The following is a 13,665-nucleotide window of genomic DNA, read 5'->3' as shown; positions in this document are numbered from 1 at the left end:
ATTTTTGAAAAATGCCGCTACGATAAATTAAAGCCCTCATGTTCATCCTGCACAGCTCCAATAAAACCGAAAACCTGGTCTTTCACCTGACCACAGTCATTGAAAACTCACCGTTGGCATCGCCTTTTGCAAAAGAAGTTTTTTTGATTCAAAGTCAGGGCATGGAGCGATGGCTATCGCAGCAGTTAGCCAGTCAATTTAAAGTCTGGGGCAATTACGAATTTTTATTTCCCGGCAAGTTTTTCAGCTCTCTGGCGCAGAGCATCGACAGCCGTTTAAGCGATGCGGCTTTTGAGCGTAATTTGATGCTCTGGCGGATTGAAGCATTGTTCCGCAGGCTGGACGGCGATGTGTTCTTGCCGTTAACGCAATATCTGTCGGGCGAAAATATCGCCTTAAAGCGTTATCAGTTAGCCCAGCAGCTGGCGCAGATTTTCGACCAATATCAGATGATGCGGCCGGATATGCTGGAGGCCTGGCAAAAGGGCCGGTTTTTGTACCAAACGGCAACCGAACGTTGGCAGCAAGCGCTATGGCTGCAAATAACCGAGCAGACCGGCAATAAGCACCGGGGCTCGTTATGGCTGGACGTAATCGCCAAATTGAATAACGCAGAGCAAGGCGAGTTTAGCGAGCAGTTACCGGAACGGATTTCAGTGTTCGGGCTTAATACCATGCCGCCGTTATTTTTAAGTTATTTGGATGGCCTGTCCAAACATTGTCAGCTGCATCTTTATTTGCTTAATCCGGCGCAGGAGTTTTGGGCCGATCTGGCAAGCAAACGGCAGAGAGCGAATGATGAGGATTTTACCGGACATCCCTTGTTGTCGACATTAGGCCAGCAGGGACGGGAATTTCAGGAGATGTTGCTGGAACAGGCACAGTTCGATTATGAACCGGAAAGTTTTGAGGCTAGCGAAGCGCTAAATAATCTGCAACAGTTACAAAACGATATTTTAAATAACCGGCTGGGTGAAGCGGTAGAGACGCAGAATATTAAGCCTCTGCAACAAGATAACTCCATCAGCATTCATGCGTGTCACTCCAGAATGCGCGAGGTGGAGGTATTAAAAAACCAGTTGCTGCAAACGTTGGAAAATGAGCCAACGCTGGAGCTGCGCGATATTGTGGTGATGGCGCCGGATATTCAAGTGTATGAGCCGTTTATTTCTGCCGTTTTTGACGATATTCAACATGCCATCGCCGACCGGAGCTTACGCCTGAGCAACAATGCTCTGGACGCATTCATTCGTTTTCTAGACTTAAGCCAAAGCCGTTTCGGCTGGCAGGCTGTGCTGGATTTGCTGGAACAGCCGGTGGTGTATCCGGGGTTCGGTTTATCCGAGGCTGACCTGGAATTGATCAAACATTGGGTGCGGGATACCCGTGTGCGTTGGGGCAGGTCAGCGCAACACAAGCAGGAACTCGGCCTGCCCGAACTGAGCGAAAATACCTGGCAGGCAACCTTGGACCGATTGCTGATGGGCTATGCTATAGGCAGCGACCGGGATTTTGTTGCCGCCGCTGCCGCCAAGCACCTGCATCCTGTAGGCGATGTGCTCCCTTACAAGGATATTGAAGGCTCCTCTGCGCTGGCCTTGGGCGGTTTGTGCGATTTTATGCAACTGCTGTTTAAAGCCAGCAAGGAACTTAAACAGGCGAAACCGCTAAAAAGCTGGAGCGCACAGCTTTATTATTACGCCGACCAGTTATTGGCGAAGGCGGAACCGGTCGAACGTCAGCAGCTTAACGAATTATTGGCGGAATTGTCCGCCGAGTCGGCCTTAGTGCATAGTGATGATGTGGAACTGCAAGTGATTACCAGCTGGCTGAAAGGCATGGTTGCCGAACGCAAATCAGCGAACGGTTTTTTACGCGGCCAACTGACCTTTTGTTCGATGCTGCCGATGCGCTCCATCCCGTTCAAGGTGATTGCGCTGTTGGGTATGAATGATGGCGAATTTCCCAAAATAGATCGCCATCCAACCTTTGATTTGCTGGCGCATAACTTTCGCAAAGGCGACCGCTCGCATCGCGCCGACGACCGCTACCAGTTTTTGGAAATCCTGTTATCGGCCAGGCAGCAGCTGATTATGACCTATGTCGGCCAATCGATCTGCCATAACGACCCTATTCCGCCGTCGGTAGTCATCAGCGAATTGCTGGAAGTTTTACAGTACGGCGGCGACCTGATTACCCGGCATCCGTTGCAAGCGTTCAGTCGCCGCTATTTTGACGGGACAGAAAATTTGTTCAGTTTTTCGGAGGCCGATTGCGAAACCGCCAGGGCACTATCCGGCAGGAACACTCAATCGCTAGCCCCTACGGGTTTATGGTGGCAAGGAACAATCCCTAGCGATACTGTAGAAACGGAAGTGATCGACCTGAACGAATTGTTCAGTTTCTTTCGGCATCCTCAACGTCATTTCATGCAGCGACAAATGGACTTGCGCTTTAGTCGCATGGAGGCCGCAGCCGAAGAGCGGGAGCCGTTTAGCATTGCCAAGCTGGAGGGTTATGCCATTTACCATGAATGGATACACGAAGCGTTAAACGGCAAACCGCTATTGGTGAAGAAACTTCAGGCGCAGGGACGGTGGCTGGCGGGTATACCGGGCGAGCTGGAGTTTGAGCGCCAACAGCGAGTGATTAATGAATTTGTCGAACGAATAAAGGCCAAAAATCTGGGCGCGCCTTTGGACGATTTGCCGATAGACATAACCGTCAACAGCTATCGCTTGGTAGGCAAACTCGGCAACCGTTATCAATGCGGCAGCCTGTTTTATCGCTATGCCGATCTTAAGGGCAGGGATTTTATCTGCGCCCTGTTGCATCACCTCATTATTAATCAGGTTCAAGAACAGTCGACGTTTTTGCTCAGTACCGATGAAGACTTAGGTTTGTTGCCTGAACATTATCAGCCGGAGCATCTGGCCGAATTGATAGAAATATACCGACTCGGCCGAAAACAGCCCGATGCATTTTTTGTCGATCCTGCCTTGGCGTACATTAAGCAGGCCTATAAGTTGGCAACCAGCAGCCGGGCGTCAAAGTCTGCGCTTGATGCCGCAATAGAACAATTGTCCAGAGCCGCCCAACAGCCATACGAGCCGGAACTCAGGCGACTTTACGCCAATGCGGCGGACATCGGACTGGTGCTGGGCGAATCGTTTGAGCGGCAATGCCAAAGTCTCCTGCAACCGGTTTGGAATGCAACGCATTAACTTAAGGCCTGAAAGGACACGCTGTTTTTTGCATTCATCGCGGTGATTAATTAAACGGCCTAACGCAGCTATTAGCGGTTCATGCCCAAAAGTGCGTCCACGACCAGCCCCGTTCCTATTCTGAGCAGCAGAACGTCGGCTCCCACGCGTGCGTAACGGTATCCGGGTTGCGGTTGTCCCAGTTGCGCAAGGATATTCGGCGGCAGATCGTAGTAAATCACGTTACGAGGCAGCGGCCGGCCTATCTGCCACTGTTTTGCCTGTCCGGGCGGCATGCAGCCATTGTGCTTCTTGAGCAGGCCTGGAGGACAGCGGCCGGTACGGAACTGCTCATTATAGTAGTCATGGACAATGGTTTGATGCCGGTCATCGAAATAGCGGCGCTGGTTGTCTGCATCTTTTGAATGATACGCCCGATCATCGCGATCCCGGTCGTGATTTTGTTTTTCCCGTTGCTCATGTTTCCCGGCTTTATCATGATTATTCCGTGACGGCTTATCTGCGAGCGCCGGGCCGGTCGTTAGTATTACGGCGACCGCAAGGACCAACGTGTAACTCATTTTCAAGGTAAATTGCTGCATGGTTTACTCCTAGTAAAAAATCAATATACGCTTACTACCTTGTTTGCGCTAATGTGTATAAAAGTTTCTTAAGTCTGCCTGGGGAATCATTGTCAATGTCAGTGGCAGCAATGGTGCCGGCACCGCCTAACTGTTTTCAACACAATGGTCTTGTCGAACGGAAATGCCCGCATCCTGCGAAGCGCTTCAAAGCTGCCGGCTAGGTCGTTCAAGGGCTGAATATCACTGCTGCCGATAAGCTGCTCATCAGGCAGTGCTGTGCCGCGCAGCCATTTTTGCTCAAACTCGTAAAGTGAGTTTAAACGCACTTGTGCCTCTCCATGCACCGAAAATAGAAGCTCGGCATTTTCGTCAAAGCCATTGTATGAGGGGTCAGAAACCGGTGATTATTTGACTGGTAGTTATGCGTATTTACTTCGATATGCAAACAGGAAATACTTCTTTATGAGCTTTTAGAAGTCCTTTTAAGGCGTAGCGGTAAAAGCGGAATAAACAATTATTCCCTAATCCCGCAATCATATGGAGAACCCTATTGAAATCACTACGCCGATGCACGATTGTCGCTATTAGCCTACTGACAGCCTGTTCTACTGTTTCTGTCTCCACCGACTATGACAAATCGGCATCTTTTTCCCAATACCGAAGCTATACTTTGGCTCCTTCTACCGACAAAATTCCGCTGTCGCCTTCTGGCGAAGCAGCCCTCCGCGATGCCTTGCGTGCAAATCTTTTGAAGCGCGGTCTCAGCGAGGTCGCCGAGAATGCCGACCTGCATGTGATAGGACATGTGTCGAGCAAGGAAAAGCTGGCTGTTCATCATTCGACCGATTGGGCTTATACCGGCATGCCATACGGCTATGGTCATTACGGCATGTGGCAAGGCGCACCACGCACTTACACCGATGTATCGCAATATACTGAGGGTACGCTAATACTGGATTTCGTCGATACCAAGACGCAAAAACTGGTGTTTCGCGGTATTGGCACCGGCACTATCAGCGATCCGGAAACCAATGCCAAACGCATTCGGGAAGCTGTTGAAAAAATCGTCCAGGATTTCCCCGGAACTGTCGCTCATTGATGCTCTAAAGCGGTCCACTTTATTGACGAGCCACCTACTGATGTGGCTACACTAAACCGGACGCACACTCTAAAATAATCTGAGCTTAGAGAGTGCTCGGTGAACAAGGATTTCGTCATGGCCCTGAACAGCAACCGGACCGTCGCCCTCAGCCAGGAAGACAAGCGTCAAGGTCATTTGGCGCGCGTGGATGCGCTGTCGCTAGAAGACAAGACGGCAACGACTGGTTTTCATCAAGGGGCTTACTTTACTCAGGGCGAACGGAAAAATTCCGTTCAATCAATATCGGGAAGTTATTACTGACTATATCCTAAAGCCTCATGTTTTTTGATCTTTTCCTTGCCGCATAAATCTGTCATGTCGCCATCCGGCGCCCAGCCGAAAATCCTCGACTGTTTCCAGAATGTCATGATCGATAAATTTGGTTTTGATGACAAAAAAACAGGGATACTCATACACAAAATGGCTGAACAATCGGCAGATGCGCAACTTGTTTGTGGTAAATACCCCCAAAAGAATACCGGTCTGATAATCACAGGCCGGTATTTGCAGAAGGAAAATTTAGCTGGTTTTAGGTTCGGAATGTTCCCAGAACCGGTTGGCGATTAAAGTATCAAAAAGGCCCAATTTATCGCCGAAATGTTTAATGGCAACAATTGGAATCGGCGAATCCGCCATCAGTTCCGAGGTTACACTGCCGAGCAGAATAGTCACAGCGCTGCTGTGACCGCGGGTACTGATGACGATCAGATCGGCTTCAAGTTCCTTGGCTCTGCGCAAAATCGCCTTGGCTGGGATGCTGCTCTCGACAAAGTCAGGTTTGATGGTTATGCCGTGCGTGTCGATACTGGACAGGAACTCCTCAAAGGCATGCACCTCATGCCATTTGATCTCGCTAATATGCTCCTCGTAGCGTACCGTCGAATCGTCGAAATAGACATGTACCGCCGTTATCTCGCTCAAGCCGTGCAGTTTCGCCAGCGCAGCCGCCTGCGATAAACTGTCTGCCGAAGGTTTGGAAAAATCGATGGGAACCATAATCCGCTTGATGTCGCGGGCTGTGTCCTCAGGAACCATCCAGACCGAGGCGTTGGTGACCATCGCTAAGCGGCGGCCCAACGAACGTTGCCCGGTGCGGCTTTTACGATGACCCAGCAGAATCAGGTCTGAGTTGGAGGTAACCGTATATTCAATCAGCTTGTCGAGACGCGATGCACCGCTCATGACGTGAGCGCTTAATGTCAGCCCTTCTATAGCAGCCGCATCGAAACATTTTTCGACTTCATCGTAAATGCGCCGTTTGATGGCTTCTTCCTGTTTTGGCCGCATCGGTTGCTTTTGCGGCGGAATCACATGCACGAAATGGAATTCCCTAGCAATGTCCCGCGCTGCAAGCGTGGAGGCATAATGCAGTAATTCAGCATCTTCATCGGTCATCGACAAGGGAACGGTAACGCAATTAAATTGTCCGGGCGAAGCCATGATTTTTTGCGCTTCGCCGGTAATTTCCACGAGATGTTCTTCGCGCTTAACCGGTTTATCCAGAAATTTAAACAGCACGGCATAAAGAATCAACGCTGAAAGTACGCCGGTCAAAAAGTCGGTCATGGGCACCATAATCGCGGTATAAAGCATCAAGCTTGCATGAAATTTGTTGTGATTCAAGACTTCTTTGATTTCAGCCGGTTTAAACATGTTGCTCGCCACCCACAGTAGAATGCCGCCGATACAGGCCATCGGTACAAGTTCCAGATAGCTGGCTATATAATAAGCCAAAGCCAGTTTGAGGATCGACTTGAAATAACCCGCCAGCGGAGTGACGGCTCCAGCCTTGATACTGGTTGCAGTCCGGGCCAGAGCGCCGGTGCAGGGAAAGCCGTTGACCAACGGTACAATAATTTGCACCAAACCCTGGCCCCAAAATTCCTTGTCGGGATTGAACGGGGTTTTGCGGTTATCGGCAAGACGGTCGGCCATCGACGAACAAAGCAGGCTCTCGACTCCGGAAACGAAGACGATGGCTAAGGCGAAATAGATAATATCGATGATAACGCCCGAAGTCATGCCCGGCAGAACAGGCGGCGTAAAGACGAAAAAATGATTAGGGATTGAGCCGTAAATATCGCCGACGACGATAATACCCTTATCGCCTAATAATGTTGCCGACACCACAGTCGATGTTGCGATAGCGATCAGCGGGGCCGGAATAAATATCGAAACGCGCAACAGATACTTGGTCAAGACAAAGGTACCCAAGCCTATGAGCACAGACCAGCCGTTTATTAGGTTCAGATTGGCGAAGGCGAGTGTAATATTATGAACAAAACCGCCGGTTATATTCTCATCCTGGCCGAGCAAGTCCTTGAAATTCTCCAAACCCAGAATATCCTCGACATTGGTGAGCGCGATAACGGCCGCAATGCCGACGGTAAAACCGACGACGATCGAATTCGGCACCAGTTTGGCGTATTTGCCGAGGCCGAATACGCCCATCAGCATTAATATCACACCGGCTATGATCGACACCAACACCAGAAACCCATGGGCTTCCGGAAAGGTGCCGCCGCCTGCTTCGCCGTACTTGGCCATTAGCCCGGCAATTAACGGAATAAAGGCCGCGGTAGGGCCGTAAACCTGATATTTGGAGCCGCCCCAGGTTCGGCCTACCGCACAGGCCAAAGCACCGGCAATAATGCCTTGCTCAGGACGAAGCCCCATCGCCATTGAAAAACCCATGGCCATCGGAATTGCGGTCAGCGCTACGATCAATCCGGCGCTAAAGTCCCGATAGGTCGTCTGTATCCAGGTTTCGCGGGTTAAATCCTCCCAGCGACTGTCAAAAAAGGTGTTGAAAAGTTTTAATCGTTGCAAAATCATTGGTGATTTCCTCATGAATGGGACATGCTATTCCTTTGTCTGTCCGACCCATAACCCTTAACTTTAACGGCAGTGAGTCTTTGGTCGGCAACCATTGAATACGTTGTTATCCTAGTCCCTTAACCTTTCAAGAACCTTTCGCAGCACCCTGAGACATGAACATTTTATTGATAGAAGACGACGCCGTTCTGGCCGATGGTTTGACTCACACCTTGAGCGGCAGCGGTTATTCGGTGACATCCGCCACCACCGGCACATACGCCGAACAGTTGCTGCTGGCGCAAGGCTTCGATTTGGTCGTATTGGATTTGGGACTGCCGGATATGGATGGACTGGAATTGTTGCGCAAACTTCGCAGCCGGAAAATTCCGTTGCCGATTTTAATTTTGACGGCGCGTGACGGTGTCAACGACAGGATTAACGGTATTGAACAGGGCGCTGACGACTACATGACCAAACCCTTTGAGCTGAGAGAATTGGAAGCCCGGGTTCACGCGCTGATTCGGCGTTGTTACGGCGGCTTTAATAACGATATTGTGATCGGGCGCCTGGCGCTGGATACCCATAATCATCAGGTTTTGGTCGACGGACAGACCATTAACCTGTCGGCGCGGGAATACGGCGTATTGGAAATATTGCTGATTCAGGCCGGAAAAGTCGTCAGCAAAGACCGCATTGCCCAGCGTCTGGCTGTTGACGGCGACGCGCTGACCGATAATGCCGTTGAAATTTACGTGCACAGGTTGCGCAAACGTATCGAACCCTATGGCGCGGTGATCAGAACGGTGCGCGGACTGGGTTATTTACTGGAGCGGGCAGACGATGAATAAACAGCGCAGCCTCAAAACGGAAATTCTTTTACGATTAGCCATTCCGTTGATTTTTTTTATAAGCATCGAGTCGGTGCTGTCCTATTTTGTTACCTTGCACCATGTCAATGTCGCTTACGATCGCTGGTTACTCGATTCCGCGCGGTCATTAACCCAGGAAATCAAGGTGCATAAAGGCGAGGTGGTTGTGGAATTGCCGCCCGCCGCTTTGGAGATTTTTAAATGGGATGAGTCGGACAAAACCTATTTTAAAATCATCTCGGAACAAAAAGGCATGATAACGGGCGATAAATTCGTTCCCGAGCCGTTCGACGTGGAAACCGATTGGACGCGGCCCGTCTATTTTAACGACGAAATGTATGGCGAACCGGTCAGGGTCGTGTCTATGCTCATTGCGCCCGAGCACACCACGGAAAAGGTTTTTGTCCACGTTGCGGAGACCTTGAATAAACGACGAAACATGATGTTGGATATTTTGCTGGCCGACCTTGTACCGCAGATGGCGCTGGTTTTTCTGGCGGGTATTTACCTGGTAGCGGGAGTAAAACGCGGTTTGCAACCGTTGCATGTATTGGCCGATGAAATTGCTCAGCGTTCGTCACGCGATTTGCGGCCCATTCCTGAACAACATGTTTTTTTGGAAGTGCGGGCACTGACCAATACTATCAATGATTTATTGGCGCGTCTGGAGTTGGCCATCGCTACCCAGCAACGTTTTATTGCCAATGCCGCGCATCAATTGCGCACCCCGTTGGCGGGCTTGAAGTTGCAAGTTGAACGTGCGCAGCGTGAACAAGATTTGCCCGCTATGAAACCCGCCCTGATGCATATTCAAGGTTGCGCCGATCGTATGTCGCACCTGACCACGCAATTATTGATTTTAGCCAGATCGGAACCCATCGATGGCGATTATGAGTTACGGCCGGTCGATTTGTGCAAACTTGCCAGGGAAACCTGCATGGACTGGGTGCCTAAAGCATTGCAGCGGCACATGGAGCTTAGCTTTGAAGGCTCGAAGCAGGCGCTATACGTGCGCGGCGACGAGGTTCTGTTGCGGGAACTGCTGGCTAACTTGCTGGATAACGCCATCTGTTACGGTCATGACCAGGGCAATATTGTAGTCAAAGTCGAGAGTCAGCCGTCGCCCTGTCTGATCGTCGAAGATGATGGACCCGGCATACCCGAGCTTGAAACGGGCAAGGTTTTCGAACGGTTTTACCGTATCCCCGGCAGCCCCGGCGACGGTTGCGGGCTGGGGTTGGCAATCGTCAATGAGATTGCCGATCTGCATAAAGCGCGGCTTGAGTTAAACCGCGCCAGTGCGACAGGCGGAACCCGGATTAACCTTATTTTTAAGGAGACGTGAACATAAACCCGGCCGAGTTGAGTTTATACTTTAGATAGCCTGGGTACGCGCTGAAAAATAATACCCGTTTCCAGTGGCGCGTTATTTGCCGAACAAATTACGCATATGCCGATTGGCTAGCCATTTCAGGCTGACAAATAGCAGCATGGTCGGCATGGCGTAAGCCAATGCAACGCCGGTTGCACCGTAGTAGGAGCCCAACATATAGCTCAAGCCTATCATGCTGATCGCAGCCAATGACATTAAGCTGACGACCACGCGATTGCGGCCCATGAATTGCAGATAGTAGGGCGAGTCGGAAAACAGGGTGCTAAAAGCGGCTCCGGTCGCGGTGATGAATAAGGCTTGGTAACCTTGGGAAAAATCGGAGCCGAACAGGTCGAGTATTTCTTGCCCCCAAACGCCGATAATACTCAGAAAAACTGCGATAAAGCCCGCGATCAAGCGCATGCGTTTATCGAGTAGGGCTTTGATGCCGCGTTGGTCTTTGCGCTCCAGCAAAACCACCAGCATAGGCAGATAATAGCGATTGGTCGATGTGCCGATCAGCGAAATCAAGGCCGATGTTTTCATGGCAACAGCGTAAGTTCCGACCACCGCTTGGGACGGGTGCAACACTTCCAGGATGATAATGCCTGCGCTGGTGAGTACGGTCATCATCACACTGCTGATCAACAACGGCAGCGAATTTATCAGCCACCAGCGTCGGCCTTTTGAGTTGGCTTCTGCCTGTCTGAGTGCTCTTGGACTGGCCATTCGCGCCGTGATTATCATTAGTATCAGCGTCAAACACCAGGCTATACCAAAACACAGCACCGCCGAAACAGCTGTCAGCTCAAATTGAAAATTGTGTAAACCGGTAATCAGCAGCAAAAATACCGCAGGCAGAAAAAAGCGATATAAAGCAAAAGCCAGAATCCGCACACCGTAGACGGTAATGACTTCAACCAAAAACAGGCAAAGCGCAATCACGGGCAGAAAGCCCGAGTAGACAATAGTTACTGCGTGATAATCGGTCTTATGCAAGGGCAAAAAGGCGCCCAGCCCCAAGCTGAGCAAACCCATCAGCAAAATACTGAACAGTATGATCGTGCGCAACGAAAACAGCCAGAAGCCACGCAGACGCGGCCAGTTTTCGCGCTCGATATACAGGGAAACCAGACGCAGGGCGTATTTTTCGAGGCCTAATGTTGCCAGCGTCGATAGCAAAGTGACGATGGATATTGCCACGCTGTAATCACCGAAAGCCCCGATAGTAAGATGTCTGGCCAGAAAAATATTCGCCCAATACATCAGCGCATAATTGCTCAGGCTTAAGCTAAACAGCATCAGGGAACTGAAGTTATTGGGATGAACGGAAAAGCCGGGGTTCAATATAAATCCGTTAAATTGATTGTTTTAGTGGGCTTGAGTATAAAGCAACAGACTGTGCAATATGATGACAATATCGGATAAATTTTCTCAAGGATGGAGATAGTGGCGGGTCGCAAAGCATCTGCTTTGGGTGTTTTATCTTTTTGTCTGCATCTATAGTGGTGTGTTCACGGTTCTCATTTATTCAGGCAAAGCAAGCTTTGAACGTCGGTATCTGTGGTTTTTGGCGGTCAAAATATACTTTGATCCGGAGGTATCCTCATAAAATAAGTTTATAAAACAACAGGTTTTGATATTTTGCGCATTCAATATATACAACATAGCCGAAAAGTCGTCATGCCGGCAGGGATGCCAGTATCCAGTCACAAGGATGTGAAACTTTAAAATACCACTCGCTTTTATTAAGCACCCGGAAAGTCACCAAAGTTACCATCCCCTTCGACTACGCTCAGGACAGGCATGGCACTGAATTCCGGCATAACCCACAGGGATGTGGGGAATGCAGATATTGCAGGAGCAAATATCTGTCCCTGCCGGAACGACGAGCTTGGGAAATTCGTGGGGATACCTCAGGCTTTGATCAATTATGCGGTATTTTTGTTGCTAAAAAGATAATCGGTAACCTGCTGGATTTTATTGAAAATTTCGCCAAGATCTAACGATGTCTTAAATTCTTTGTAGATCCGCAACCGTGTATCGCTTTTGTTGCGCTGTCATGAAACTGTAATAAAGCTGTCATTAAGCTGTCATTTTATTTTCTTATTCTTGCCCGGACCTTTTCGACAACAACCAGAGCAAAACATGAAAATATCTAAACTTACATTGGCAATCGCTACCGTTTTAGGTGCGAGCGCAACATCCGGCGCTTTTGCCATGGATCTTTATGTAGATACCAAAACCAAGCAGATTTATGCGGAACCGGGCCGTGGCCGGGAACTGATGGGTTCTTTCGAGAAGGTTCAAGGTGCTCCAGCGAAAACAGCCGAGAAATTAGACACAGCGGAAATTAAAGCCATTCGTGAAGACTTGGCATTAAAAGATAATGCAATCAAAGCATTACAAGAGCACAAAGAAGAATCAACTGGGCCGAAATCAGTGAATCTCAAGCTGAATGAAAAAGGCATACAGTTTGAAACAGCGGATAAAAACTTCAATTTCAGATTGGGCGGTCGTATTCATGCCGACGCCTCATACAGCAACGATGATAGTCTTGTTGCCAGAGGCACAAGAACCCATGTTGAAGCCAATGACGGCACCGAAATCCGTCGCGGACGTTTGGAGTTTTTAGGCACTTTCTATAAAGACTGGGAGTTTAAAAGCCAGGTTGATTTCGCCGACAACCTAGTCGCAATCAAGGACATGTTTGTGCAATATAACGGCTTAAAGGTTGCATCCCTTCCTTTAGCGATCACGTTTGGATCGCAAAAGCAGGCATTCAGTCGCGAGTTGCAGGAAAGTTCTAACGATATGATGTTTATGGAACGTTCGTTAATGAATGTGCTTAACGAACCGACCGTAGATCGCGCCATCGGTCTTAATGTTGCAACGCTCAACAAAGACTGGACTGGGCAAGTCGGCATTTATGGGGATACAGTCACTGCTAATACTTCAAACACTACAGCGGATGAAGGCTGGGGGATTAACTCCCGTTGGACTGTTGCGCCGATTAACGAAAAAACCAAGCTGATTCACTTAGGCGTTGCCGGTAATTACCGGGCTCCGAACGCTGCAGATTCAGTCAATGATAAAGCTCTGAGTTATTCATATGAAACCTCTCATATGTCTAACCTGAAGGTGCTTGATACGCACGCTATCACTGGCATTAACAACATCAAAATGGTGGGGCTGGAAGCTAACGGTATGTACGGGCCTTTCACCTTGGGTGGTGAGTATACCCACACATGGCTGGATCGAGAAAGAAACTCGGCTAATGTGGAGTTTGATGGGTGGTATGGCGAAGCATCATGGACAATAACCGGCGAATCGCGCAAGTATAAGACAGGCAAATTCTATAAAGTTGAACCCAACAAGAATTTCAGCTTTAAAAATGGCGGATGGGGCGCATGGGAACTGGCGACACGTTATGCGGAAGCTGATTTAAACAGTGGTTCTATTAACGGCGGACGGATGAGCAACTTGACTGTTGCGCTTAACTGGTATGTAAACAACAATATCCGCTTCATGGCAGATTACAATAAAGTGTTGGAAGTTAAGAATCCACAAGTGACTACAGTCACAGGTGGAAAGCCTGATAATCTGGATGTCTTTATGCTGCGCGGACAATTGGCGTTCTAAAACCCAGCTATAGTTTTTTATTAGCATTCAAAGCCGC

10 protein-coding genes are annotated in these 13,665 nt (G+C 49.4%); 6 read left to right on the top strand and 4 right to left on the bottom strand.

The genetic code is table 11. The features are described 5' to 3' along the window. The first annotated feature begins 38 nt into the window (after positions 1–38). Entirely contained in the window at positions 39–3,224 is a 3,186-nt protein-coding gene (recC, locus tag Q8L79_RS06245) for an exodeoxyribonuclease V subunit gamma (RefSeq protein WP_305269092.1), read from the top strand. A gap of 71 nt (positions 3,225–3,295) precedes the next feature. Here the strand turns inward: recC and Q8L79_RS06240 are convergent, their stop codons facing one another. Both Q8L79_RS06240 and Q8L79_RS06235 read right to left on the bottom strand, forming a co-directional pair. Further along, on the bottom strand, positions 3,296–3,805 hold the full coding sequence (locus Q8L79_RS06240; protein ID WP_305269089.1) for a hypothetical protein: 510 nt from the start codon (positions 3,803–3,805) through the stop codon (positions 3,296–3,298). Positions 3,806–3,903: 98 nt separating this feature from the next. Then, positions 3,904–4,113 carry a hypothetical protein gene (locus Q8L79_RS06235; protein ID WP_305269087.1) on the bottom strand — a complete coding sequence of 70 codons (210 nt, stop codon included), beginning with the start codon at positions 4,111–4,113 and terminating at the stop codon, positions 3,904–3,906. 224 nt (positions 4,114–4,337) lie between these two features. Between Q8L79_RS06235 and Q8L79_RS06230 the strand changes: the two genes are divergently transcribed. Together Q8L79_RS06230 and Q8L79_RS06225 are read left to right on the top strand one after the other, a co-directional pair. Continuing rightward, a complete protein-coding gene (locus Q8L79_RS06230; protein ID WP_305269085.1) occupies positions 4,338–4,886 on the top strand; it encodes a DUF4136 domain-containing protein in 549 nt (182 codons plus the stop codon). Between the two features lie 117 nt (positions 4,887–5,003). Continuing rightward, positions 5,004–5,189 (top strand): hypothetical protein, encoded by a 186-nt coding sequence (locus Q8L79_RS06225; protein WP_305269083.1) that lies wholly within the window; start codon positions 5,004–5,006, stop codon positions 5,187–5,189. Between the two features lie 258 nt (positions 5,190–5,447). Here Q8L79_RS06225 and Q8L79_RS06220 read toward each other — a convergent pair whose 3' ends face one another. Further along, positions 5,448–7,763, bottom strand: a complete 2,316-nt coding sequence (locus tag Q8L79_RS06220; RefSeq protein ID WP_305269080.1) for a SulP family inorganic anion transporter — start codon at positions 7,761–7,763, stop codon at positions 5,448–5,450. A gap of 155 nt (positions 7,764–7,918) precedes the next feature. On the opposite strand from Q8L79_RS06220, the gene Q8L79_RS06215 reads away from it, so the two are divergent. Then, on the top strand, positions 7,919–8,593 hold the full coding sequence (locus tag Q8L79_RS06215; protein ID WP_305269078.1) for a response regulator transcription factor: 675 nt from the start codon (positions 7,919–7,921) through the stop codon (positions 8,591–8,593). Continuing rightward, on the top strand, positions 8,586–9,959 hold the full coding sequence (locus Q8L79_RS06210; protein ID WP_305269075.1) for a sensor histidine kinase N-terminal domain-containing protein: 1,374 nt from the start codon (positions 8,586–8,588) through the stop codon (positions 9,957–9,959). Before Q8L79_RS06215 ends, Q8L79_RS06210 begins: the two co-directional genes overlap by 8 nt. A gap of 81 nt (positions 9,960–10,040) precedes the next feature. Here Q8L79_RS06210 and Q8L79_RS06205 read toward each other — a convergent pair whose 3' ends face one another. Then, the gene (locus Q8L79_RS06205; protein WP_305269072.1) at positions 10,041–11,333 is read right to left on the bottom strand and encodes a lipopolysaccharide biosynthesis protein; all 1,293 of its coding nucleotides are present in this window, start codon (positions 11,331–11,333) and stop codon (positions 10,041–10,043) included. An 801-nt stretch (positions 11,334–12,134) separates the two neighbouring features. On the opposite strand from Q8L79_RS06205, the gene Q8L79_RS06200 reads away from it, so the two are divergent. After that, complete coding sequence (locus tag Q8L79_RS06200) at positions 12,135–13,628, top strand: OprO/OprP family phosphate-selective porin (protein WP_305269069.1); 1,494 nt, start codon at positions 12,135–12,137, stop codon at positions 13,626–13,628. Positions 13,629–13,665: the final 37 nt, after the last annotated feature.

The sequence above is a fragment of the Methylobacter sp. genome (assembly GCF_030680395.1).
Classification (GTDB): Bacteria; Pseudomonadota; Gammaproteobacteria; order Methylococcales; family Methylomonadaceae; genus Methylobacter_A.
The sequence above is the reverse complement of the archived record's forward strand: the minus strand, read 5'-3'. Positions and strand labels throughout refer to the sequence as shown.